The following is a 23068-nucleotide window of genomic DNA, read 5'->3' as shown; positions in this document are numbered from 1 at the left end:
GGTTGGTTTGAACGATGGAGAGAGTCTGCGCACCGGTGGCCGGGGCGGAAATACGCCGGGTGGCGTACAGGGCGGGGACAACCCCAGACGGTTCCCACGCCAGTTTCCGAACCGTCAGGGGTCGCTCAAGCGCCGTACCGCGGTGAAATGGCCGGTTGCTTCGTGTGCCGATCGCTTCCTTATTCGGCTCCGAGCAAAAAGGCGAGCCCCGAAGGTGCGTCAACACCAACGAGGCTCTAACCACAACGTGCCCCCAGAAAGCTAAGCACATCATGGCTACCTCAAATCATAGACAACCCTCCAGCATCGCCATCAACGTCCACGGCGGATCGGTGCAGGTCCTCGTGAACATCGGCGATGCGCACGCCGCCGTGCTCGATCGCAACTTGCCACCGGCGGCAGAAGCACCACATGGCGCATTCATCGCCGCGCGCTCGCCCTTCGACGTGTTCGCCGAACTGGCGAAGGTCGTGCGTGCGGCCCGGTGCGAGGTCCTGATCGTCGATCCCTACGTGAACGCCACCGCGCTGACGGACGTCGCCATCGCCGCGCAGGAAGGCGTGCACATCCACATCCTGGGCGATCGCGCCGGGACCAAGACCAGCCTCGCGCCGGCGGCCAGCCGCTGGCAGGCGCAGTACAAAGCCGAGCGTCCGCTGGAAGTCCGCCTCGCACGCGACAGATCGCTGCACGACCGGCTGCTGTTGATCGACCGCACACAGGTCTGGAACCTGTCTCAATCGATTGCGGACTTTGCGAAGAAGTCGCCGGCGGCTATCGAACGAAGCGGCGCGGGGATCGAGAAGCAAAAGGCTGTGGCGTACCTGGGCCTGTGGACGGACGCTGCGCCGCTTGCCTGAGGGGCCGGTCTGGGCAGGGCTGGCAGTCGGGCGTGAGGTTCAGCCAGCCGGTGTTCGCTCTTCATGCACACCTCGGCGTCGACCGTGCGCAAGTGGGAGCGAGGCGACACCCAGCCCACAGGGCCGGCCCTCAAGCTGCTACATCATTGCCGACAAGGGCCTGCGCGCCATCAGCTGAAATCAAGACGCCCGGCTGCGCCAATTGATTGGAAGCGATCGAAACCCAAGCGCCCCATAAAGCCCGCGCGCGTAGTTGATCGGCGCGTGGTCCGCCAGCTCGCGCAGCCGGACCGATCCCTCGCCAAGGCGACGCTCCCAACCATCGACAGAAGTCAGCCGCACTATCGGTGGCGCTCGTCGGGGGATGAACTTCGCAGAGTCGACTATGTAGCCATGCGGCTACAATTGACCGATGTTCACGGTCATCGAGACTGAAGGTTTCGCCGAGTGGCTTGAGGCCCTGAAGGATCGCTCGACGCGGATTCGATTGGCGCGTCGGCTGAGCAAGGTACGCGCTGGAAACCTCGGGGACGTGAAACCGGTAGGCGAAGGCGTCTATGAGATGCGCGAGTTCTTCGGCCCGGGCTGGCGGATGTACTACGTGGAGCGCTCGGGCGCGATCATCGTCATGCTCGGTGGCGGTGATAAATCCAACCAAGCCGCCGACATCAGAAAGGCCATCAAGTTGGCGAAGGAATTGTGATGAGCAAGATCAAGACGAGGCCATTCGACATGGCGAACTACCTCACGACGGACGAAGACGTGAAGGAGTACCTGAGCCAGGTGCTGGAGGACGGCGATCCGGCCGAGTTGGCTGGCGCTCTGGGGCACATCGCGCGCGCACGCGGCATGGCCAAACTGGCCGCCGACACCGGCCTTTCCCGAGAAAGTCTCTACAAGAGCTTGTCCGGGGAGCGGGCGCCCAACTCGGACACCCTGTTCAAGGTCATGCGGGCGCTCGGGTTCACTTTGACGCTGGGTCAGCGGCGGTGATTTGCCTCCACGAGTTTGCGGCTGGGGAAATCCGCCACATGTGGCTCGGCACACTTCGGCGCGCAAACCACGATAGCGGAGACGAGCCTGCTTTCGCCTGTGGAGCGACCACCATGTCTAGAAAAACCCGCGCGCGTAGTTGATCGGCGCGTGGTCCGCCAGCTCGCGCAGCAGCACCGCCCCCGGCCGCCAGGCGTGTTCGGCCGCATAGCGGGCGCGGCCCTGGAGGCGGTCGGCCTCGATCTCGGACGGGCTCGGATCGTCGACGCAGATGCCGTCGAGGCAGCGGATGTAGCGCACGGCCCCGGCATGGGCATAGAAGGACAGCGCCGGCGGCAGCTGCGTGACCACGTCGCAGCCGTCGACGATGCGCATCAGGTGCAGCTCGGCCAGCGCCGAGACGAAGTCCGCATCGCCGACCCGGGGCGAGCCGAGCGTCACGGTCAGGGCCGGCTGCAGCACGGTGGCGGCCAGGGTGGCGAGCGCGGCGCCCAGGCTGTGGCCAGCCAGGATCAGCCGGCTGTGCTGCCGCACTTCCCCGCCCAGCCAGTCGCGCACCTGCGGCAGCACCGACCGCGCGGCCTTGGCGAATCCGGCATGCACGCGGCCACCGCTTTCGCTCCAGTCGGTCTGCTGGGCCTGCAGGTTGGTCGCCAGGTGACGGATTTCGTCGGGCTGCGTGCCGCGGAACGCGATCAGCGCGGTGCCGTCGCCTGCATTCGAGGTGCCGAAAGCGAAGGTGGCGTGGTCCCTGAAGAAGGTCGGCGCAGCGAAGCCGGCTCGGCCTAGCGCCTCGGCCAGACGCAGCCGCTCGGCCTCCGACTCCTCGGCGCGGTAATAGGCCAGCCGCGCCGCCTCGACCGCCCATTGGACCGGCGTGTGGGCGCGTCCGGCCTCGAACAGCGTCGGCTGCCGCTCGGGCGTATAGAGCGCGCTCCGGCTGGCGTCGTAGGCAATGGTGGGCATCGGCAGTTCCGGGCAGGTCGACGCTAGGGGGTCGCCATGGTGCGCCGGAACTGGCGCGCCGCAAAGGCCCACACCAGCTTGGAAGCATCCGGCCCGGCCGCGTCGGTGAAACGCATGCTGGTGGCGCCGCCGCTCCAGGCATGGCCCAGCCCGGCGATCTCGCACAGCGTCACCACGGTCTGGCCGGCGCGGACGTAGTCGGTGACGCGCATCGGGTGCCGCTTGCCCCGCTGCAGCGCCCGCACGGCGCCGGGGCGGGCGCCGGTGGCCACGGCCCAGACTTCGGCGCCGCTGCCGGCGTTGCTCGGCGCCACCACGCTGTCGGCGTCGCCATGCAGGATCAACAGCGGCGGCAGCGTGCCGAAGACCGCCGCGGCGCCCATCGCCTTGCCGACCGCGGTGGCCGGCATCGGCGGCACGTGGCGCCCGCGCATGGCGCCCAGCGCCGTGGCCGGCGACCTGGCGGCACCGGGCGCCACGCCCGAGTGCATGGCCACCGCCCGGAATCGCAGCGGATAGCGGGTGGCCAGCAGGGCCGCCATGCTGGCGCCGGCGGACAGGCCGGCGACCGCCACCCGGTCGCGATCGGCCGGGTAGAGCAGCAGCACCTGGTCGATCGCGGCCATCAGGGTGGCGGCCTCGGCATCGGCCTTGCCGGAGCGGCGGTCGTACCAGTTCCAGCATCCCTGCGCGTTGGCCAGGCGGTCCTGTTCCGGGTAGAGGACCAGGAAGCGCTCGCGGTCCGCCACCCGGTTCATGCGGGTGGCGATCGCGAATTCGCGTCCGGTCTGGGCGCAGCCGTGCAGCATCACCATCAACGGCAGCTTCTCGCCCGGTTGCAGCTGGAGGGCGGGCGGCCGATAGAGGTGGAAGGCCCGCGCGCCGGCCGGCCCCAGCGCGGCGCCCGCGATCCAGTCGCCAGGCCCCGGCGGCGGCTTCAGCTGCTGCGCCGCAGCATCGCTCACCCGCCGGGCGATGCGCTTGCCGCTGCCCAGCGCGGCCTGGGTCAATGCCTTCAGGTTGCGCTGGTAGGCGCGCGTCAGGGGGGAAAGGGAGCGGCGGGCCATCGTTGCGGACACGGTAGCAGCTTCGCCCCCGCCCAGCTACCCGCGACGGAAGGAAGGGGTCAGTACCTTTCCGGCACGTACATGCTGGCAGGCACCGGATGGCGCAGGTAGTCGTCATTGCGCACTCGCGCCGGCAGCTCGACCGGCGGATGCGGCACATCGTGGTAGGGCATCTGGCCCAGCAGGTGGCTGATGCAGTTCAGGCGCGCCTTCTTCTTGTCGACCGCCTGCACCACCCACCACGGCGCCTCGGGGATGTGGGTGCGGTCCAGCATCGTTTCCTTGGCCTTGGTGTACTCCTCCCAGCGGCGGCGCGACTCCAGGTCCATCGGGCTCAGCTTCCACTGCTTCAGCGGGTCATGGATGCGGCCGAGAAAGCGCATGTGCTGCTCTTCGTCGGTGATCGAGAACCAGTACTTGATCAGCTTGATGCCCGAGCGCACCAGCATCCGCTCGAAGTCGGGCACGGTGCGGAAGAACTCCTCGTACTCCTCGTCGGAGCAGAAGCCCATCACCCGCTCGACGCCGGCGCGGTTGTACCAGCTGCGGTCGAACAGCACCATCTCGCCGGCCGCCGGGAGGTGCGCCACGTAGCGCTGGAAGTACCACTGGGTGCGCTCGCGGTCGTTCGGCGCCGGCAGCGCCGCCACCCGGACCACGCGCGGGTTGAGCCGCTGCGTGATGCGCTTGATGACGCCGCCCTTGCCGGCCGCGTCGCGCCCCTCGAACAGGATCACGACCTTCTGCTTGCTGTGCTGCACCCAGTCCTGCAGCTTGACCAGTTCGCCCTGGAGCCGGAACAGCTCCTTGAAGTAGGCCTGCCGGCCCGCCTTGTCCGTGACGGTGCCTGATTCCAGCTCGTCGAGGTTGCGGTCCTCGAGCTCGAGCTCGATTTCCTCGTCGTAGCTGTCCACCAGGTCGCGCGCGATGCGTGCCATCAGTTCGTCATGGTCGCCGAGGGTGCTGGGAAGGGTCATGGTCTTCTCTGTAGGAGGCAGGGCAATACGCCATGCTGCAGCCGCCGGATGACGATTGCGTGACAGAAAGTACGCCAATCCGGCGCCGTCACATGGCTGACACACGCCGCCCGCACCATCGGCACGACGCCCACCATGCCCCTCGCTCCATGAATTCGATCGCTGGCGCCTACGGCAGCGACGAAGCCGGCCTGATCTGCGGCTACCTGTTCGATGCCGCCGCCCCCGCCCCGGTCCGCGCGGTCGATTCCGCGCAGGCCGCCGACTGGCTGGCCGCGGGCACGCCGCCCGGGGCCTACATGTGGCTGCACTTCAACCTGAGCCATGCCCAGGCCGAGCGCTGGCTGCAGCGCCACGCCGGCCTGTCCGACATCTTCTTCGAGACCCTGAAGGAAGGGCTGCACTCGACCCGCATCGAGCGCGCAGACGACTCGCTGATCGCGGTCATCAACGACGTCCACTTCGAGTTCAGCTTCGAACCCTCGGACATCTCGACCCTCTGGATCAGCGTCGGCCCGCGGCTGGTCGTGACCGCCCGCACCCAGCCGCTGCGCTCGGTCGACGCGCTGCGCACCGCGGTCAAGGCGGGCGACGCGCCGCGCTCCAGCACGGAGCTGCTCGAACACCTGCTGCGGGTGCAGGCCGACGTGCTGGTGCGCATCGTGCGCGGCGTGACCGCGCGCATCGACGACATCGAGGACGCGCTGCTGGCCGGCCGGCTCGACCACAAGCGGGCCCGGCTGGGGATGCTGCGGCGGGTGCTGGTGCGCCTGCAGCGCCTGCTGGCGCCCGAACCGGCGGCGCTGTTCCGGCTGCTGCAGAGCCCGCCGGCCTGGATGAGCGAGCCCGACGCCCAGGAGTTGCGCGGCTCGACCGAGGAGTTCTCGGTGGTCCTGCGCGACATGGGCGCGCTGCAGGAACGCATCAAGCTGCTGCAGGAGGAGATCGCCGACAACGTCAACGAGGACAACAACCGCAGCCTGTTCGTGCTGACCGTGGTGACCGTGCTGGCCCTGCCGATCAACATCCTGGCCGGCCTGTTCGGCATGAACGTGGGCGGCATCCCGCTGGCGGAGCACAAGCACGGCTTCTGGATCGTGGTCGCCATCGTGATGAGCTTCACCGCCATCGCCGCCTGGGTCGCGTTCCGGAAAAAGCGCTGAAGGGCAAGCCATTCCGAGAAAGAATAAACTCGCTCGGTGACCTCCCTCCTCAACGCCGACCTGCACTGCCACTCCGTGGTGTCGGACGGCACCCTGACGCCGGAGGCGCTGGCCGAGCGCGCCGCCGCCAACGGGGTCGAGCTCTGGTCGCTGACCGACCACGACGAGATCGGCGGCCAGCACCGGGCCGCCGCCGCCGCCCGCGCGCAGGGCATGAAGTACCTCACGGGCACCGAGATCTCGGTCACCTTCGCCGGCGAGACCGTCCACATCGTCGGGCTGGGCTTCGACCCCGACGACGCCGCGATCAGCCGGGGCCTCTACGACACCCGGGGCGGGCGCGGCAAGCGCGCGCAGGAGATGTCCGAAGGCCTGGCCAAGGCCGGCATCCTGGGCGCCTACGAGGGCGCGCTGCGCTTCGTCGGCAACCCCGAACTGATCTCGCGCACCCATTTCGCCCGTTTCCTGGTCGAGGCCGGCCATTGCCGCGACACCGCCGAGGTGTTCCGCAAGTTCCTGACCGAAGGCAAGCCGGGCTACGTGCCGCACCGCTGGGCCACGCTCAAGGATGCGGTGCAGTGGATCACCGAGGCCAAGGGCATGGCCGTGATCGCCCATCCCGGCCGCTACAAGTTCACGGCCAACGAGGAATACGCCCTGTTCGTCGAGTTCAAGGCCCATGGCGGCCAGGCGATCGAGGTCGTCACCGGCAGCCACACGCCGGCCGAGTACGTCGAGTACGCCGACAAGGCGCTCGAGTTCGACTTCGCCGCCTCGCGCGGCAGCGATTTCCACAGCCCCGACGAGAGCCATTGCGACCTCGGCAAGCTGCCGCCCCTGCCGGGCAAGCTGACGCCGGTCTGGGACCTGCTGGCGCACCGCATCCAGTGATGGCGGCGGCGAGCGAGGCCACCGCCGGCAGGAGCACGCGCGACCTGGAGTCCGAGCGGATCCTGGCCGGCATCGGGCTGGTGCTGCTGGCGGTCGCCTGTTTCGCCACCCTGGACACCGCCACCAAGCTGTCGACCGCGGCGGTGCCGATCCTGATGGGCGTCTGGGTGCGCTACATCTTCCAGGCGGTGGCGACCACGCTGGTGCTGCTGCCGCGCCACGGCACGGCGCTGCTTCGTACCGGCCACCCGCGCTACCAACTGCTGCGCGGCGCCCTGCTGCTGGCCTCCAGCACGCTGGCCTTCTTCAGCCTGCGCTACATGCCGCTGGCCGAATTCACCTCGATCGTGCTGATCGCGCCGCTGGTCATCACGCTGCTGGCGGCCACCACGCTCAAGGAGCACGTGTCGCCGCTGCGCTGGGCGTTGGTGGCGGGCGGCTTCGCCGGCACCCTGGTCATCCTGCGGCCGGGCGGCGACGCCTTCAGCTGGGCCATGTTCCTGCCGATCGGGCTGGTGCTGACCAACGCCTGGTTCCAGGTGCTGACCAGCAAGCTGGCGCAGACCGAGAACCCGCTCACGATGCACTTCTACACCGGCTGGGTCGGCGCCCTGCTGGCGTCGTTCGCGCTGCCCTTCGTTTGGACCGCCCTGCCCTCCTGGCACTGGTGGGCCCTGCTGTGCCTGATGGGCTTCATGGGCACGGTCGGCCATTTCATCCTGATCCTGGCCTACCAGCGCGCCCCGGCCTCCACCCTCACGCCCTACCTCTATGCCCAGATCGCCTTCGCGATGCTGGGCGGCTGGGTCATGTTTTCCTATGTGCCGGACCGCATTTCGCTGATCGGCATGGGGATGATCGCGGTCTGCGGGGCGGCCGGCGCCTGGCTCACCGTCCGGGAACGCCGGGTGCCCATCGAGCCCGCCGAATCATGATCCGCCGCCAGGCGGCAGAATCGACCCCATGGCCCAGTTTTTCGAAGTCCACCCCGACAACCCCCAGCAGCGGCTGCTGAAGCAGGCCGCCGCCCTGCTGGCGCGCGGCGAGATCGTCGCCGTTCCCACCGACTCCAGCTACGCGCTGGCCTGCCACCTGGACGACAAGGACGCGGTCGACCAGCTGCGCCGGATCCGGCAGGTCGACGACAAGCACCACCTGACCCTGATCTGCCGCGACCTGAGCGAGCTGTCGAACTACGCCCGGGTCGACAACAAGCAGTACCGGCTGCTGAAGGCGGCCACGCCCGGCCCCTACACCTTCCTGCTCGAGGCGACCAAGGAAGTGCCGCGCCGGGTCAGCCATCCGCAGCGCAAGACCATCGGCCTGCGGGTGCCCGACCACCGGGTGCTGCTCGAACTGCTGACCTTGCATGGCGAGCCGCTGCTCGCCACCACCCTGATCCCGCCCGGCGAGACCGAGGCCATGAACGACCCGACCCAGATCCGCGAGCGCTTCGAGAAACAGATCGGCGGGGTGATCGATGCCGGTGCCTGCCCGTCCGAGCCGACCACCGTGGTCGACCTCACGCCCATGGGCGCGGGCGGCGATCCGCTGCTGGTGCGGCAGGGCCGCGGCCCGCTGGCCACCATCGGCCTGTGAGTCCCGCAAGGGACATCCGGACCGTCTGAGACAATCCGGCGGTGGATATTTCAAATCTCATCCAAACCGTCCTGATCTACGCCTTGCCGGTGGTCTTCGCGATCACCATCCACGAGGCCGCCCATGGCTATGTGGCGCGGTATTTCGGCGACAACACGGCCTACGTGATGGGCCGGGTCACGCTCAACCCGATCAAGCACATCGACCCGATCGGCACCATCCTGATGCCGCTGCTGCTGTATTTCGCCACCTCGGGCGCCTTCCTGTTCGGCTACGCCAAGCCGGTCCCGGTCAACTTCAACCGCCTGCGCCATCCCAAGCGCGACATGGTCTGGGTCGCGCTGGCCGGGCCGGCCTCCAACTTCTTCCAGGCCATTCTCTGGGCGCTGTTCCTGGTCGGCCTGGTCGGCGCCGGCATCGACGAGACCTTTTTCATCAAGATGGCCCAGGGCGGCGTGCTGGTCAACCTCGTCATGTGGGCCTTCAACCTGTTCCCGCTGCCCCCGCTGGACGGCGGCCGGGTGCTGGCCGGCCTGCTGCCGCGCGGCGGCCCCCAGGAGTTCCTGGCCCGCATCGAGCCCTACGGCTTCTTCATCGTGATGGGCCTGGTCATCGCCGGCATCGTCAGCACCTGGTGGCTGAGTCCGCTGATGGCCTTCGGCTACCAGGCCATCACGCTGCTCCTGAGCCCGCTCACCGCCCTCATTCGCTGAACTTCCCATGGCCCTGCTTCCCGACACGCCCATCCGCTACCTGACCGGCATCACTCCCAGCGGCACGCCGCACCTGGGCAACTACGTCGGCTCGATCCGCCATTCGGTGCGCTTCAGCCGGCGCGACGACGTCCAGAGCTTCTATTTCCTGGCCGACTACCACGCGCTGATCAAGACCGACGAGCCGGCCCGCATCCAGCGCTCGACGCTCGAGATCGCCGCCAGCTGGCTGGCCTGCGGCCTCGACCCCGAGCGGGTCACCTTCTATCGCCAGTCCGACATCCCCGAGATCCCCGAGCTGACCTGGTTCCTGACCTGCGTCACCGGCAAGGGCCTGCTCAACCGCGCCCATGCCTACAAGGCGCAGGTCGACAAGAACGCCGCCCGCGGCGAAGACCCGGACGCCGACGTCAGCGCGGGCCTGTTCATGTACCCGGTGCTGATGGGCGCCGACATCCTGATGTTCAACGCCCACAAGGTGCCGGTGGGGCGCGACCAGGTGCAGCACATCGAGATGGCGCGCGACATGGCGCAGCACTTCAACCATCTCTACGGCGAGCACTTCACGCTGCCCGAGGCCGAGATCGACGACTCGGTGGCGACCCTGCCCGGCCTCGACGGCCGCAAGATGAGCAAGAGCTACGACAACACGATCCCGCTCTTCACGCCGCGCGCCCAGCTGCAGAAGCTGATCAACGGCATCGTGACCGATTCGCGCGCGCCGGGCGAGCCCAAGGAAACCGAGGGCTCGGCGCTGTTCCAGATCTACCAGGCCTTCGCCGACGACGAAGAGACCGAAAGCCTGCGCCAGGCCTTCGCCGGCGGCATCGCCTGGGGCGACGCCAAGCAGTTGTTGTTCGAGCGCATCGACCGCGAGGTGGCGCCGATGCGGGCCCACTACGACGCCCTGCTCAACGACCCGGCCCAGATCGAGCGGGTCCTGCGCGCCGGCGCCGAGAAGGCGCGCGCCCTGTCGCGCCCCTTCATGGAGGGTGTGCGGCAGGCGGTCGGCCTGCGCAACCTGGCCAGCCGCGACCCGGGGGTGTCCCGCAAGGCGGCCAAGGTGGCGCGGCCGAGCTTCAAGCAATACCGCGACAGCGACGGGCTGTTCTATTTCAAGTTGCTCGACGCCAGTGGGGTCCAACTGGTACAAAGCCGAGGGTTCGCGTCGCCGCAGGAGGCGGGTCGGGCCATCGGCACCTTGCGCCAGCAGCGCGCGGACGCCCTGGCGCAGTTCGCCGCGCAGCTAGAGCCACTGGACAACGAGGGTATGCGTGCGGCTTCGGCCGCACTGGAGGCGCTTGCTGCAGCCGATGCGGCGAGCGAGGGTTGAAGTGAGTCAATTACCCGCGGCGATGGGCAGCGCCCGACCCGCGGACACTGCGAGTAAATCATGAGTATCTATGTCATTGACGACCACCCCCTGATGCGCGACGCGATCGTGATGGTGCTTCGGCGCCTGCGGCCGGCCGAGAACATCGTCGAACTCGAGCGCCTCGACAAGCTGGCAGCGGCCGTCAAGCAGCACGGGGCGCCCGGCCTCTTCTGCCTCGACCTGAAGCTCCCCGACACCACCGGCGTCTCGGGCGTCATGGCGGTCAAGCAGGCCTACCCGGACGTGCCGATCGCGGTCTATTCCGCCTCGCCGTCGGCCGACATGGAAGAGGCCTGCATCGAGGCCGGCGCCGACACCTACATCGAGAAATCGGCCAGTTCGGCCGAGCTCACCGCCGCCCTGCGCGGCCTGCTGATGGCCGACACCGACGCCGAGGAGCCGGTGGCCGCCGCCAACAGCAAGCTGTCGAAGCGCCAGACCCAGCTGATCGCCATGCTCGACCAGGGCATGAGCAACCGCGACATCGCCACCGAGTTGGACATCAGCGAGCATACGGTCAAGGTCCACCTGTGGCGGCTGTTCCGTCGCCTGGGCGTGAAGAGCCGGACGCAGGCGCTGCACCACGCCCGCACGAACGGGCTTCTCTCGGGCTGACCAGCCCCCACGCTCCTCACTGCGTGTGTCGCTGCCCCCGAGGGGGCGCAGGCCGCCTTGGGGCGGCCCGGCGTCGGCCTAACCGACAGCGCCCGAGATCCGGGTCTGGGCCTGGGTCTCGTCGGCGTCGTGCAGGGCGACGCGGAACACGCTGCCCCGGCCCAGCCGCGAGCGCACGCTGACCGGATGGCCGAGCGCGTGCGACAGCCGCGCCACGATCGCCAGGCCCAGGCCGAAGCCGTCCGAGGTGCCGGCATGGTCGGCCACCTTGTAGAACTCCAGGAAGACATCGCGCAGGTGCTCGCGTGCGATGCCGATGCCGGTGTCCCACACTTCCACCCGCAGGCCGTCGCGGGTCTGCCGCGATGCCAGCAGGATTCCGCCCTCGGCGGTGTACTTGGTGGCGTTGGCCAGCAGGTTGCCGATCATCCGGCGGACCCGGATCGGGTCGGTCAGCACGGTGCCGGGCGTCACGTGCATGCGGAAGGTCAGGCCCTTGGCCTCGGCCACCGGCCGGTACTGCAGTTCCAGGTCGTGCAGCAGCTGGGCCACGTCGACCCGCTCGATGTGCAGCCGCACCTGGCCCGAATCGATGCGCGCCAGGTCGAACAACGAATCGAACAGCGCATTCACGGCGTGCGTGGCACGGACGATCTTGGGCGCGATGTCGGCCACCAGCTCGGGCTCGTTGCGCAGCCAGTCGGCATACAGCGACAGCGCCAGCACGGGCTGCCGCATGTCGTGCGCGGCGCTCGCAAGGAAGCGGTTCTTCATGGCCACCGCCGAGACCGCCGCCTGCCGCTGCTGGGTCAGCGAATTGATCAGGATGTGGTTGTGGAAGAGCAGCTCGAAGCTGTTGCGCGCGGTCTCGTGAATGCGCCGGCCGGCCCGCAGCAGCAGCCACCAGTGCAGCACCGGCAGCATCAGGAAGCCGTAGTGGAAATGGGGCCGCTCGAACTTGAGCTCGATCATGCGCAGGATGATCGCCGCCAGCATCGTGAAGAACAGGGTGTTGACGTAGCGCCGCAGCAGCGGCGGGTGCAGCGCCAGCCCGTTGAGCGGAAAGGTCGCGACGCCGGCGACGATCAGCCAGCTCATGAACTGGTTCACCAGCGGCGTGCGCTCGAAGAAGATCAGGATCGACAGGCCCCAGGCGAAGCCGCTGGCGCTCCAGAGATAGCGGTAGCGCTCGACAAAGTACTGCTGCGCCGCCGAATCGCGGTCGGCGTAGTGGCGCGCATAGAGCTGCTCGCCCCAGATCCGGCAGCCGGTGGCGACGATGCCGATGACCAGCCAGACGATCAGCTGCCAGGCCGGCACATGGCCCCAGCTCAGGCCCACCATCGCCGGCATCAGCGCCGCCGCCAGCAGGTAGGAGCCGCGCGAGGCCCGCATCAGGCTGCGGATCAGTTCGCCGCGCACCCACGGTTCCGCCTCGTCGGCAGAAGCCGGTGCCGGTGTGAGGCTGGCGAAGGACGAATTGCCCAGCCCCGCGAACGACGAATTACCCATCATGGCTATCACGCCCTTGTCATCCAGGCCAAAAAAAAAGGCCCCTCGCGAGGGGGCCCTGCATGCGGCACATGGGAGCGTGCCGCCTCGTGCCACACACCCCGGGGTGCGCGAGGCGCTAGCGCCTGATCTTAAATGGCCGGCAGCAGGTCACCGGCCAAATCATGGCCTTGTTCGTCGCGTTCGCACAACGCCCCCGCCATGAATCTGCTCACTGCGCCACCACCGCAATCCCCCGGATCTGCCCCGCCTTCGCCTCCACCACCGGCCGCGGATAGCGCTCGGGCGCGAAGCGGTGCAGCAGTTCGGCCTCGCGGCCGCGCGCCAGCGCCAGGTTGGCCAGCTTCACGTGGCCGTAGCCGCGGATCGCCAGCGGCACGGCGGCGATCTGAGCCGCCAGCCGCTGGTTGGCGGCCGACAGCCCGGCCGCCAGCTCGTCGAGCCGGGCCTCGAGGCGCGCGATCAGCTCGCGCTCCAGGCGGCGTTCCTCGGTGTGGCCGAACAGGTCGAAGGCGGTGCCGCGCAGGGCCTTGCCGCGCGCCAGCCACTTCATCGCCGGCAGCATCCAGCCGCCGAGCCGGATCTTGACCGGTGGCTGGCCGTTGCGGGGCTTGGCGAGGAAGGGCGGCGCCATGTGGAATTCGAGCTTCAGCTCGCCCTCGAACTGCTCGGCCAGCTTCTCGCGGAAGTTGCCGTCGCTGTACAGGCGGGCCACTTCGTACTCGTCCTTGTAGCTCATCAGCTTGAGCAGGCTCTGCGCCGCGTTGCGCGTGACGGGCAGCGAGGCATCGCCGCCGGCCAGGGCGGCTTCGCGCTCGCGCAGCGCCAGCACCCGGGCCTCGAAGCGCTTCGCCCAGGCCGCGTTCTGGTAGCCGGCGAGATGGCGCATGCCGCGCGCCACCAACGCGTCCAGCGATTCGTTCTCGGCCACCGCCGCCGGCGCGCCGCGCAGCGCCTCGATCGCCCGCGGATCGCCGGCCGCCAGCCGGCCGAGCGAGAAGGCCATCAGGTTCGAAGCCACGGCGACGCCGTTGAGCTCGATCGCGCGCGTCAGCGCCTCCAGGCTCAGCGGGATCAGGCCGCATTGCCAGGCGTAGCCGGCGGCCAGGATGTTCGATGCCAGCGTGTCGCCGAGGAACTCTTCGGCCAGGGTCTGGGCGTCGAAGGTCTGGACCTGGTCGCGCCCGGCGACGAAGCGCATCTTCTCGAGCAGCAGCGCGGTCTTGAGGTCGGCGTCGGGGTTGCGCAGCGACTCGGCCACCGGGATCTCGTGCATGTTCGCGAGGATGCGGGTGCGGCCGTGGCGCACGGTCTGCAGCGCATCGGCCGAGGCGCCCACCACCACGTCGCAGGCCAGGATCGCATCGGCCTGCTGGGTGTCGATGCGCACCTGGTTCAGCCGCTCGGGCGTGTCGGCCAGCCGCACGAAGCTCAACACCGCGCCACCCTTCTGCGCGAAGCCCATGAAGTCGAGCACGCTGGCTGACTTGCCCTCGAGGTGCGCGGCCATCGCGATGACTGCGCCCACGGTGACGACGCCGGTGCCGCCGACACCGGTCACCAGCAGGTCGTAGGGCGCGGTCCAGCCGTGGGCCGCCGGCCGCGGCAGCGCCGCCACGTGCTGCAGGAAGGCGTCCTTGCCGGCCGCCAGCGCGCCGCTCTTCTTGCGCAGCCTGCCGCCGCTGACACCGACGAAGCTCGGGCAAAAGCCCTTGGCGCAGGAATAGTCCTTGTTGCAGCTGGTCTGGTCGATCTTGCGCTTGCGGCCGAGGTCGGTCTCGTGCGGCAGCACCGCCACGCAGTTGCTCTGCACGGTGCAGTCGCCACAACCTTCGCACACCGCCTCGTTGATGAACAGGCGCTTGTCCGGGTCGGCCAGCTCGCCCTTCTTGCGGCGGCGGCGCTTTTCCGCGGCGCAGGTCTGCTCGTAGATCAGCACCGTGACACCAGGCACTTCGCGCAGGCGGCGCTGCACCGCGTCGAGCTCGGCGCGGTCGTGGAACTCGGTGCCGGCCGGGAACTTGCCCTTGATGGCGTCGTACTTCTCGATCGCATCGCTGACCACCACCACCTGCTTCACGCCTTCGGATTCGACCTGGCGCGCGATCGCGTCGACGCTGATGATGCCGTCGACCGGCTGGCCGCCGGTCATCGCCACCGCGTCGTTGAAGAGGATCTTGTAGGTCAGCGTGGCCTTGGCCGCCACCGCCTGGCGGATCGCCAGGTAGCCCGAGTGGTAGTAGGTGCCGTCGCCGAGGTTCTGGAACACGTGCGGCGTGCGCGTGAACATCGAATGCGAGACCCAGTCGACGCCCTCGCCGCCCATCTGGATCAGGCCGGCCGTGCTGCGGTCCATCCAGTTGGCCATGAAGTGGCAGCCGATGCCGGCGCGCGCGGTCGAACCCTCGGGCACCTTGGTGCTGGTGTTGTGCGGGCAGCCGGCGCAGAAGTACGGCACCCGCTTGACCGAGTCGCCGTCGTTGCTGAGCAGTTCGGGCGGCGTGAAGTCACGCACGTGCTGCAGGTGGTCGCCGAATTCGGCGTGGCCGGGGAAATGGGCCGCCAGCCAGTGGGCCACCAGCTCGATCAGCCGCGAAGGCCGCAACTCGCCGAGCGCCGACACCAGCGGCCGGCCGTCGCGGTCCTGCTTGCCGATCAGCGCCGGGCGGGCCTCGGGCGGCGCGTTGTAGAACAGGTCGCGCAGCTGGGTCTCGACGATCGCGCCCTTCTCCTCGACGATCAGGATCTCGTCCAGGCCCTGCGCGAAAGCCTGGATGCGGCCCTGCTCGATCGGGAAGCTCAGCCCCACCTTGTAGAGCCGCACGCCGGCGCGCGCCAGGGCGTCCGGCGTGATCTCCAGGCGGCGCAGCACCTCCATCAGGTCGTAGTGCGCCTTGCCGCAGGTCACGATGCCGACCTTGGCCTGCGGGCTCTCGATCACGTGGCGGTCGATGCTGTTGACGCGCGCGAAGGCCGCCACTGCCTCGAGCTTGTCGGCCAGGCGCGATTCGATGCGCAGCGACGGCAGGTCGGGCCAGCGGTAGTGCAGGCCGTCGACCGGTTCCCGGTGGCCGGTGGCGGCATGCACCGTGTCAGCATCGGCCCAGGCGGCGGCGCGGGCGTTGACGAGGTCGAGGTCGACCGTGCTGCCGCTTTCGACCACTTCCGACAGCGCCGCCATTCCGACCCAGGCGCCCGAGTAGCGCGACAGTTCGTAGCCGTAGAGGCCGAACTCGAGGTACTCGGCCACCGAGGCCGGCTGCAGCACCGGCATGCTCCAGGCCACGAAGGCGTGGTCGCTCTGGTGCGGCATCGACGACGAGACGCAGCCATGGTCGTCGCCCGCCACCACCAGCACGCCGCCGTGCGGCGACGAGCCGTAGGCGTTGCCATGCTTGAGCGCATCGCCGGCGCGGTCGACGCCCGGGCCCTTGCCGTACCACATGGCGAACACGCCCTCGACCGTGCGCTCGGGGTCGGACTCGACCCGCTGGGTGCCGAGCACCTGGGTGGCCGCCAGTTCCTCGTTGATCGCCGGCACGAAGCGGATGCCGGCTTCCTCGAAGCCCTTGCCGGCCTTCCAGATCGCCTGGTCGACCATGCCCAGCGGCGAGCCGCGGTAGCCGCTGATGAAGCCCTGGGTGCCGAGGCCGCGGGCCGCGTCGCGCTGGCGCTGCATCAGCAGGATGCGGATCAGCGCCTGGGTGCCGGTCAGGAAGACGGCGCCCGAGGTCGCCCACAGGCTGTCGCTCAGCTTGTAGTCGGTGCGCAGGACGTTCGGATCGTGGGGGAGGCTTGTCATATGGCCGAAATTGTTCCATCGCGCAGCGAGTAAGTGCTTCTTCAATACACTATGGAATCCCCCTGAATGGAGGATGAAATTCTCCAAATACGCCATGAACGTCGATTCCATTCTTCTTGACGCCCACAGCCTGAAGATCCTTTTCGAGCTGCAGCGCGATGCGCGGCAGACGGTGCAGCAGATCTCGGAGGCGGTGGGGCTCTCGCCGACCCCCTGCTGGAAGCGCATCAAGGACATGGAGGCGGCCGGCGTGATCCGCGGCTACACCGCGCTGATCGACCGCGAGAAGGTCGGCCTGCATGTCGCCGCGGTGGCCGAGGTCAACCTCGACCGCCACAGCGAATCGCAGGTGCAGCGCTTCGAGGACGCGGTCGCCGCCAGCCCGCAGATCACCAGCTGCGTGTCGGCCACCGGTCCGGCGGACTACATCCTGACGGTGCTGGTGCAGGACATGAAGCACTACGAGCGCTTCCTGCACGAGACCCTGTTCAGCCTCCCGGGCGTGACGCACGTGCGCTCGAGCATCGTGCTGCGGCAGGTGAAGTCGGAGATGGCGCTGCCGATCGAGCAGGTGGTGCAGCCGGCCGCACCGGCGCGCGGGCGGCGGCGCTGAGGGCGGCCGACGCGTTGTGCCGGCCCGGAACAAGTGATACGGTCCGATTCCCGTCTGCGCCCGGACAAAGGAGTTCCCGTGGACCAGAAACATCCCCTGCAACCGGGAGAAGCGGCGCCCGCGTTCTCGCTGCCTGCCGCCAATCACGAAGGCCGGGTGTCGCTCGCCGACCTGCGGGGCCGGCCGTTCCTGATCGGCTTCTTTCGCGGACTGCATTGCCCGTTCTGCCGGCGGCAGGTGCTGCGGCTCGGCGAGGTCCAGCCGTCGCTGCACGCAGCCGGCATCGACACCGTGGCCGTGATCAACACGCCGGTCGAGCGCGCCAGCCTCTACTTCCGCTATCGGCCGACGCCGGTCATGCTGCTCAGCGACCCGGACTGCCTCACCCACCAGGCCTTCGGCGTGCCGCGGGCCGAGTTCCTGCCGGAGGGCAGCACCGACAGCCCCCGTTGGCCCTATCTCGCGAGCATGGCGGAGTTCGAGGCGGCGCGCATCAATCCGACCGGCGAGTTGCCGGAACCGATGAACCCGATGGGGGCCAACCCGGCACTCAATGCCAAGGACGGCTTCTCCATGACCGAAGCCGACGAGGCGATGCTGGCCAGCCACCCCACCCAGCTTGCCGGCCACTTCCTCATCGATGCCCAGGGCATCGTCAGCTGGGTGCAGATCGAGGCCATGGACGGGCCGAACAGCATCTCCCTGTTCCCGACCGCGGCGGATATCATCGCCGCCACCGGCGGCCTCCGACATTGAGTGGCGCGGTGTTCCTGGAAGCCCGATCTTGTACAGCTGCAGCTCACTGACCGAAGACACCGAGGTTCGACGCGCCGTCTGCCTCTGCCACCGCCCGGAACTCCAGGCCCTGACCCGGCGCATCGACGCCGATCTGTCGCGCCGCGGCTTCGTCGCCGGCATGGCGGCTTCCGTGGCCGCGCTGGGCCTGCCGTTCCGCGTCCAGGCACAGACACCGGCGCCATCGAAGATCCTCTTCACCAACGTGCGCCTGTTCGACGGCAGGTCGACCACGCTGCGCGACGGCCTGCACCTGCTGGTCGAAGGCAACCGGATCCAGTCGATCGGCACCGGCACGCCGGCCACGCCCGACGGTGCGCAGACCGTCGATGCCCGCGGCCGCGTCATGATGCCCGGGCTGATCGATGCCCACTGGCATTCCCTCTTCGCGGCCCTGCCGCTGCCCGTGCTGCTGCAGGGCAACATCGGCTACATCCACATGGCCGCCGCCGCGGAAGCCCAGCGCACGCTGATGCGGGGCTTCACGACCGTGCGGGATCTCGGCGGCCCGGCGTTCGCCTTCAAGCAGGCGATCGACGAAGGGCTCACGCCCGGGCCGCGCATCTATCCCTGCGGCGCCATGATCACCGGCAGCGGCGGCCACGGCGACCTGCGCGGTTTGTCCGACCTCCCGCGCTCGCCGGGCGTGCCGAGCGCCGTCGAGCGCACGGGTGCGGCGGCCATCGTCGACAGCCCCGACGAGATCCGCCTGCGGGTGCGCGAGCAGCTGACCCAGGGCGCTTCGCAGATCAAGCTGGTGGGCGGCGGCGGCGTCTCGTCGCCGCGCAGCCCGCTCGACCTCACGACCCTCTCCGAGGCCGAATTGCGCGCCGCCGTCGACGTCGCGAAAGACTGGAACACCTACGTCACGGTGCACGCCTATGCGGCCACCACCGTGCAGCGGGCGGTCGCGGCCGGCGCGCAGTGCATCGAGCACGCCCACCTGATGGACGACACCACGGCCCGGATGATGGCCGACAAGGGGGTCTGGCTGAGCACCCAGCCCTTTCTCTCCGAGGAAGACACGGGGGCGCTCACGGGCCCCAACCGGGTCGCGGCGCTGCAGGTGTTCGCCGGCACCGACAACCTCTACAAGCTGGCGAAAAAGCACAAGCTCAAGACCGCCTTCGGCTCCGACATGCTGTTCGCGCCGGCGCTGGCGCAGCGCCAGGGAACGATGCTCACGCACCTGACGCGCTGGTATTCGAACCGCGAAATCCTCTCCATGGCGACGGCCGACAACGCGCAGCTGCTCGCGCTGTCGGGCCCGCGCAACCCCTATCCGGCCAAGCTGGGCGTGCTCGAGCCAGGCGCCTACGCCGACCTGCTGCTGGTCGACGGCAATCCGCTGGACGATGTGTCGCTGCTCGCCAATCCCGAGGCCAGCCTGGTGGTCATCATGAAGGACGGAAAGATCCACAAGAACCTGATCAAGGGCTGACGATGCCGCCCATCGTCATGGCGCTGATCCCGACGGTACTGCTGCTGGTCTGGATGGGTTTTTTCATGATGGGCTCGCTGCCGCTGCTGGTGCTCAAGCACGACACCCCGCTGGACTCGCGCTTCATCCGCGGCCTGTTCAACGTCTACTACCTGGCCGTCATGCTGACGGCGAGCGCGGCCGCCCTCGGCTTCGCCTGGACCGCCAAGCCCGCTTTCGCCCTGGGCATGGCCTGCATCGCCACCCTGGCCTTCGCGCTGCGCCGCTGGCTCGTGATTCCGCGCATGGACGTCCTGCGCGACATGATCCCGGCCTCGAACAGCGCGATCTTCCGGTTTCGCCGGCTTCACATCGCCGGGATGATGCTCAACGTGGCGGAACTGGCCACCGTGGCCTGGGCCCTGACACGGCTGGGGCTGTGAGCCGGGACCTGTCCACCGCCCCCGTGGACAGCCCTGTGGACAACGACCGTAGCAACTCCGGGAAAGGGCTCCAGCCTTGGCTCGCAACGCGGTGCCTCAAAAAAAGGCACCCGCCCCTTGACCCCACTGAACCATGACCGACCTGCTTTCACTCTATCCGCCGATCGAGCCCTACGAGCGCGGCCTGCTCGATGTCGGCGATGGCCACCGCATCTACTACGAACGGGTCGGCACGCCGGGCGGCAAGCCGGCCGTCTTCCTGCACGGCGGCCCCGGCGGCGGGATCTCGGCCGACCATCGCCGGCTGTTCGATCCATCGCGCTACGACCTGCTGCTGTTCGACCAGCGCGGCTGCGGCCGCTCGACGCCCCATGCCGGGCTCGAGGCCAACACCACCTGGCACCTGGTCGCCGACATCGAGCGCCTGCGCGAACGCATGGGCGTGCCGCAGTGGCTGGTGTTCGGCGGCTCGTGGGGGTCGACCCTGGCCCTGGCCTATGCGCAGAAGCACCCCGGGCGCGTCAGCGCGCTGGTGCTGCGCGGCATCTACACCGTGACGCGGGCGGAACTCGCCTGGTACTACCAGTTCGGCGTGTCGGAGATGTTCCCGGCACAGTGGGAATGCTTCCAGGCCCCGGTGGCCGAGGCCGAGCGCGGCGACATGATCGGCGCCTACCGCCGGCTCCTCACTGGCGACGACCCGGCGCGCCAGCTCGAGGCGGCCCGGGCCTGGAGCCTGTGGGAGGGCCAGACCATCACCCTGCTGCCCGACCCGTCGATCGCGGCGGCCCATGACGACGGCCATTTCGCATTGGCCTTCGCCCGCATCGAGAACCACTACTTCTCGCACGGCGCCTGGCTCGACGAGGGCCAGCTGCTGCGCGAGGCCCATCGGCTGCACGGCATCCCCGGCGTGATCGTCCACGGGCGCTACGACATGCCCTGCCCGGCCCGCTACGCCCATGCGCTGCACAAGGCCTGGCCGGAAGCCGAGTTCCACCTGATCGAAGGCGCCGGCCATGCCTGGTCGGAGCCGGGCATCCTCGACCAGTTGATACGGGCAACCGATCGCTTCGTGAAGGGCTGAGCCGAAACGGGTCGGCCCGCGCTGCCTGTTTTGGAGGCATCGTGTCGGAAGCCAAGCCTGGAGCCCTTCCCCGGAGTTACCCCTGACGTTGTCCACAAGGCTGTCCACGGGGGCGGTGGAGAACAGGCACTGCCGAGGCCGCCGTGCAGACGCAAAAAAGCCCCGGCTGGCGGGGCTTTCAAGGGCTTTTTCGATGCGCCGCGAGGCGCGTCAGGAAGCCAGTCCTGGAGGAGAGGGAGGGATTCGAACCCTCGGTACTATCGCTAGTACGCCTGATTTCGAGTCAGGTACATTCGACCACTCTGCCACCTCTCCGGTGTCTGTCGAGCCGACGATTATAGCAGCACTTTCTGGCTGATTTTTCAGCCTCGCAGCACTTCGAGACCGCCGAGGTAGGGACGCAGCGCCGCCGGCACCCGGATCGAGCCATCCTCGCTCTGGTGGTTCTCGAGCACCGCCACCAGCGCCCGACCCACCGCCAGGCCCGAGCCGTTGAGCGTGTGCACCAGCTCGTTCTTGCCCTGCGCATTCTTGAAGCGGGCCTGCAGCCGGCGCGCCTGGAAGGCTTCGCAGTTCGACACCGAGCTGATCTCGCGGTAGGTGTCCTGCGCCGGCAGCCAGACTTCGAGGTCGTAGGTCTTGCTGGACCCGAACCCCATGTCGCCGCTGCACAGCAGCACCACCCGGTACGGCAGTTCGAGCGCCTTCAGCACTGCCTCGGCGTGGCCGGTCATGGCCTCGAGCGCCTCGTAGCTCTTCTCGGGGTGCGTGACCTGCACCATCTCGACCTTGTCGAACTGGTGCTGGCGGATCATGCCGCGCGTGTCGCGCCCGGCGCTGCCCGCTTCCGAGCGGAAACAGGGCGTGTGGGCCGTGAGCCGGATCGGCAGCTGCGCCTCGGCCACGACCTCGTCGCGCACGAAGTTGGTGAGCGGCACCTCGCTGGTCGGGATCAGATAGAGCGCCGAATGGTCGGGCGCCGGCTCGCCGTCCTGGCCGCCCTTCTTGGCGGCGAACAGGTCGCCTTCGAACTTGGGCAGCTGGCCGGTGCCGCGCATCGAATCGGCATTGACGACGTAGGGCACGTAGCACTCGGTGTAGCCGTGCTGCTCGGTCTGCAGGTCGATCATGAACTGCGCGAGGGCGCGGTGCAGCCGCGCGATCGGCCCCTTCATGACCGTGAAGCGCGAGCCCGACAGCTTGGCGCCCATCTCGAAGTCGAGGCCCAGCGGGGCGCCGAGGTCGACGTGGTCCCTGGGCGCGAAGCCAAGCGGCGTCGCCGCGCCGCCCTCGCCGCCCTGCGGGCTCCAGCGCCGCACCTCGACGTTGGCATGCTCGTCCTCGCCGACCGGCACGCTGCCATGCGGCAGGTTCGGCACCGCCAGCAGCAGGGCCTGCAACTCGGGTTGGATCGCGTCGAGGCGCACCAGCGAAGATTCCTGCTCGGCCTTCAGTGCGTTGACCTCGGCCATCAGCGCGTCGACCGACTCGCCCTTGGCCTTCAGCGGGCCGATCTGCTTGTTGAGGCTGTTGCGGCGCGCCTGCAACTCCTCGGTGCGGGTCTGCAGCGTCTTGCGCTCGGCCTCGAGCGCGCTGAACTTCGCGACGTCGAGGAAGGTCTGGTTCTTCTTGCGGGTTTCGAGGCGGGCAACGACCGAAGGCAGGTCCTTGCGTAACAGTGTGATATCGAGCATGGACGTGATTTTAGGTGCGCGTAGCATCGCATCCGCTGCCCACCCATTCCCCCAAGGAGTTGCGATGCAAGCCTACCTGACCTTCAACGGCAACGCGGCCGAGGCGCTCGCGTTCTACGCCCAGGCGCTGGGCGGCAAGATCCTCTTCAGCATGACCTTCGGCGAAAGCCCGATGGGGGCCGAGACGCCGGCCGAGCACAAGGACAAGATCATGCACGCCACGCTGGAGGCGCGCGGCCACCAGCTGATGGCGTCCGACGCCCCGCCGGGCTATCCGTTCAAGGGCTACCACGGCTTCTCGCTGTCGGTGCAGGCCAAGGACGTAAAGGAAGGCGAAAAGCTCTTCAACGCCCTCGGCGCCGGCGGCAAGGTCACGATGCCCTACGCGCCCACCTTCTGGTCGACCGGCTTCGGCATGCTGGAGGACAAGTTCGGCGTGCCCTGGATGGTCAACTGCGAACAAGAACCGCCCAAGGCCTGATC

22 protein-coding genes, 1 tRNA gene and 1 pseudogene are annotated in these 23068 nt (G+C 68.7%); 17 read left to right on the top strand and 7 right to left on the bottom strand.

All coding sequences use genetic code 11. The annotated features are described in order from the left end of the window. Positions 1-272 precede the first annotated feature (272 nt). The 4 genes and pseudogenes from QTI33_RS06605 (at position 273) to QTI33_RS06590 (ending at position 1853) form a co-directional block, all read left to right on the top strand. Positions 273-860, top strand: coding sequence for a hypothetical protein (locus QTI33_RS06605; protein ID WP_286504980.1), 588 nt, complete (start codon positions 273-275; stop codon positions 858-860). Between the two features lie 35 nt (positions 861-895). Then, positions 896-1038, top strand: a pseudogene (locus QTI33_RS06600) (helix-turn-helix domain-containing protein); the annotation flags it as partial. Between the two features lie 234 nt (positions 1039-1272). Then, positions 1273-1563 carry a type II toxin-antitoxin system RelE/ParE family toxin gene (locus QTI33_RS06595; RefSeq protein WP_286504979.1) on the top strand — a complete coding sequence of 97 codons (291 nt, stop codon included), beginning with the start codon at positions 1273-1275 and terminating at the stop codon, positions 1561-1563. Continuing rightward, positions 1563-1853 carry an addiction module antidote protein gene (locus tag QTI33_RS06590; RefSeq protein ID WP_286504978.1) on the top strand — a complete coding sequence of 97 codons (291 nt, stop codon included), beginning with the start codon at positions 1563-1565 and terminating at the stop codon, positions 1851-1853. The genes QTI33_RS06595 and QTI33_RS06590 overlap by 1 nt, the downstream gene beginning before the upstream one ends. 117 nt (positions 1854-1970) lie before the next feature. Here the strand turns inward: QTI33_RS06590 and QTI33_RS06585 are convergent, their stop codons facing one another. The 3 genes from QTI33_RS06585 to ppk2 are packed head-to-tail and all read right to left on the bottom strand — an operon-like array spanning position 1971 to position 4863. Then, positions 1971-2819 carry a lipase family protein gene (locus tag QTI33_RS06585; protein WP_286504977.1) on the bottom strand — a complete coding sequence of 283 codons (849 nt, stop codon included), beginning with the start codon at positions 2817-2819 and terminating at the stop codon, positions 1971-1973. Positions 2820-2842: 23 nt separating this feature from the next. Continuing rightward, positions 2843-3886, bottom strand: coding sequence for an extracellular catalytic domain type 1 short-chain-length polyhydroxyalkanoate depolymerase (locus QTI33_RS06580; RefSeq protein WP_286504976.1), 1044 nt, complete (start codon positions 3884-3886; stop codon positions 2843-2845). Between the two features lie 59 nt (positions 3887-3945). Then, complete coding sequence (ppk2, locus tag QTI33_RS06575) at positions 3946-4863, bottom strand: polyphosphate kinase 2 (RefSeq protein WP_286504975.1); 918 nt, start codon at positions 4861-4863, stop codon at positions 3946-3948. A gap of 149 nt (positions 4864-5012) precedes the next feature. On the opposite strand from ppk2, the gene QTI33_RS06570 reads away from it, so the two are divergent. The 7 genes from QTI33_RS06570 to QTI33_RS06540 are packed head-to-tail and all read left to right on the top strand — an operon-like array spanning position 5013 to position 11219. Continuing rightward, entirely contained in the window at positions 5013-6026 is a 1014-nt protein-coding gene (locus QTI33_RS06570; RefSeq protein ID WP_286504974.1) for a transporter, read from the top strand. Between the two features lie 36 nt (positions 6027-6062). Continuing rightward, positions 6063-6917 carry a 3',5'-nucleoside bisphosphate phosphatase gene (locus tag QTI33_RS06565; RefSeq protein WP_286504973.1) on the top strand — a complete coding sequence of 285 codons (855 nt, stop codon included), beginning with the start codon at positions 6063-6065 and terminating at the stop codon, positions 6915-6917. Further along, on the top strand, positions 6917-7852 hold the full coding sequence (locus QTI33_RS06560; protein WP_286504972.1) for a DMT family transporter: 936 nt from the start codon (positions 6917-6919) through the stop codon (positions 7850-7852). Before QTI33_RS06565 ends, QTI33_RS06560 begins: the two co-directional genes overlap by 1 nt. Positions 7853-7880: 28 nt before the next feature. After that, the gene (locus tag QTI33_RS06555; protein ID WP_286504971.1) at positions 7881-8516 is read left to right on the top strand and encodes an L-threonylcarbamoyladenylate synthase; all 636 of its coding nucleotides are present in this window, start codon (positions 7881-7883) and stop codon (positions 8514-8516) included. Positions 8517-8557: 41 nt separating this feature from the next. Continuing rightward, positions 8558-9229, top strand: a complete 672-nt coding sequence (locus QTI33_RS06550; protein WP_286504970.1) for a site-2 protease family protein — start codon at positions 8558-8560, stop codon at positions 9227-9229. A gap of 7 nt (positions 9230-9236) precedes the next feature. Further along, positions 9237-10562 carry a tryptophan--tRNA ligase gene (locus QTI33_RS06545; protein WP_286504969.1) on the top strand — a complete coding sequence of 442 codons (1326 nt, stop codon included), beginning with the start codon at positions 9237-9239 and terminating at the stop codon, positions 10560-10562. A 60-nt stretch (positions 10563-10622) separates the two neighbouring features. Then, positions 10623-11219 (top strand): response regulator transcription factor, encoded by a 597-nt coding sequence (locus tag QTI33_RS06540; protein ID WP_286504968.1) that lies wholly within the window; start codon positions 10623-10625, stop codon positions 11217-11219. 78 nt (positions 11220-11297) lie between these two features. Here QTI33_RS06540 and shkS read toward each other — a convergent pair whose 3' ends face one another. Then, positions 11298-12734: a surface-behavior sensor histidine kinase ShkS gene (shkS, locus tag QTI33_RS06535; protein WP_286504967.1), complete on the bottom strand. Its 1437-nt coding sequence runs from the start codon at positions 12732-12734 to the stop codon at positions 11298-11300. Positions 12735-12942: 208 nt separating this feature from the next. Further along, entirely contained in the window at positions 12943-16533 is a 3591-nt protein-coding gene (locus tag QTI33_RS06530) for an indolepyruvate ferredoxin oxidoreductase family protein (protein WP_286504966.1), read from the bottom strand. Between the two features lie 94 nt (positions 16534-16627). On the opposite strand from QTI33_RS06530, the gene QTI33_RS06525 reads away from it, so the two are divergent. From QTI33_RS06525 to pip, 5 genes are all read left to right on the top strand, one after another. Continuing rightward, entirely contained in the window at positions 16628-17146 is a 519-nt protein-coding gene (locus QTI33_RS06525) for an Lrp/AsnC family transcriptional regulator (RefSeq protein ID WP_286505143.1), read from the top strand. 78 nt (positions 17147-17224) lie between these two features. Then, positions 17225-17902: a redoxin domain-containing protein gene (locus QTI33_RS06520; RefSeq protein WP_286504965.1), complete on the top strand. Its 678-nt coding sequence runs from the start codon at positions 17225-17227 to the stop codon at positions 17900-17902. Between the two features lie 28 nt (positions 17903-17930). Then, entirely contained in the window at positions 17931-19382 is a 1452-nt protein-coding gene (locus QTI33_RS06515; RefSeq protein ID WP_286504964.1) for a metal-dependent hydrolase family protein, read from the top strand. 2 nt (positions 19383-19384) lie between these two features. Then, entirely contained in the window at positions 19385-19804 is a 420-nt protein-coding gene (locus QTI33_RS06510; RefSeq protein WP_286504963.1) for a hypothetical protein, read from the top strand. Positions 19805-19937: 133 nt separating this feature from the next. Next, on the top strand, positions 19938-20891 hold the full coding sequence (gene pip / locus QTI33_RS06505; RefSeq protein WP_286504962.1) for a prolyl aminopeptidase: 954 nt from the start codon (positions 19938-19940) through the stop codon (positions 20889-20891). A 225-nt stretch (positions 20892-21116) separates the two neighbouring features. On the opposite strand, the gene QTI33_RS06500 is transcribed toward pip, so the two are convergent. Then, a tRNA-Ser gene (locus tag QTI33_RS06500) sits at positions 21117-21206 on the bottom strand. A 47-nt stretch (positions 21207-21253) separates the two neighbouring features. Beyond that, positions 21254-22585 carry a serine--tRNA ligase gene (serS, locus tag QTI33_RS06495; RefSeq protein WP_286504961.1) on the bottom strand — a complete coding sequence of 444 codons (1332 nt, stop codon included), beginning with the start codon at positions 22583-22585 and terminating at the stop codon, positions 21254-21256. Between the two features lie 64 nt (positions 22586-22649). Between serS and QTI33_RS06490 the strand changes: the two genes are divergently transcribed. Beyond that, entirely contained in the window at positions 22650-23066 is a 417-nt protein-coding gene (locus tag QTI33_RS06490) for a VOC family protein (protein WP_286504960.1), read from the top strand. Positions 23067-23068: the final 2 nt, after the last annotated feature.

Source organism: Variovorax davisae (genome assembly GCF_030316845.1).
In the GTDB taxonomy this organism is placed as follows: domain Bacteria; phylum Pseudomonadota; class Gammaproteobacteria; order Burkholderiales; family Burkholderiaceae_C; genus Variovorax; species Variovorax davisae.
Note: the sequence above shows the minus strand (reverse complement) of the source record. Positions and strands in the feature narration are given on the sequence as shown.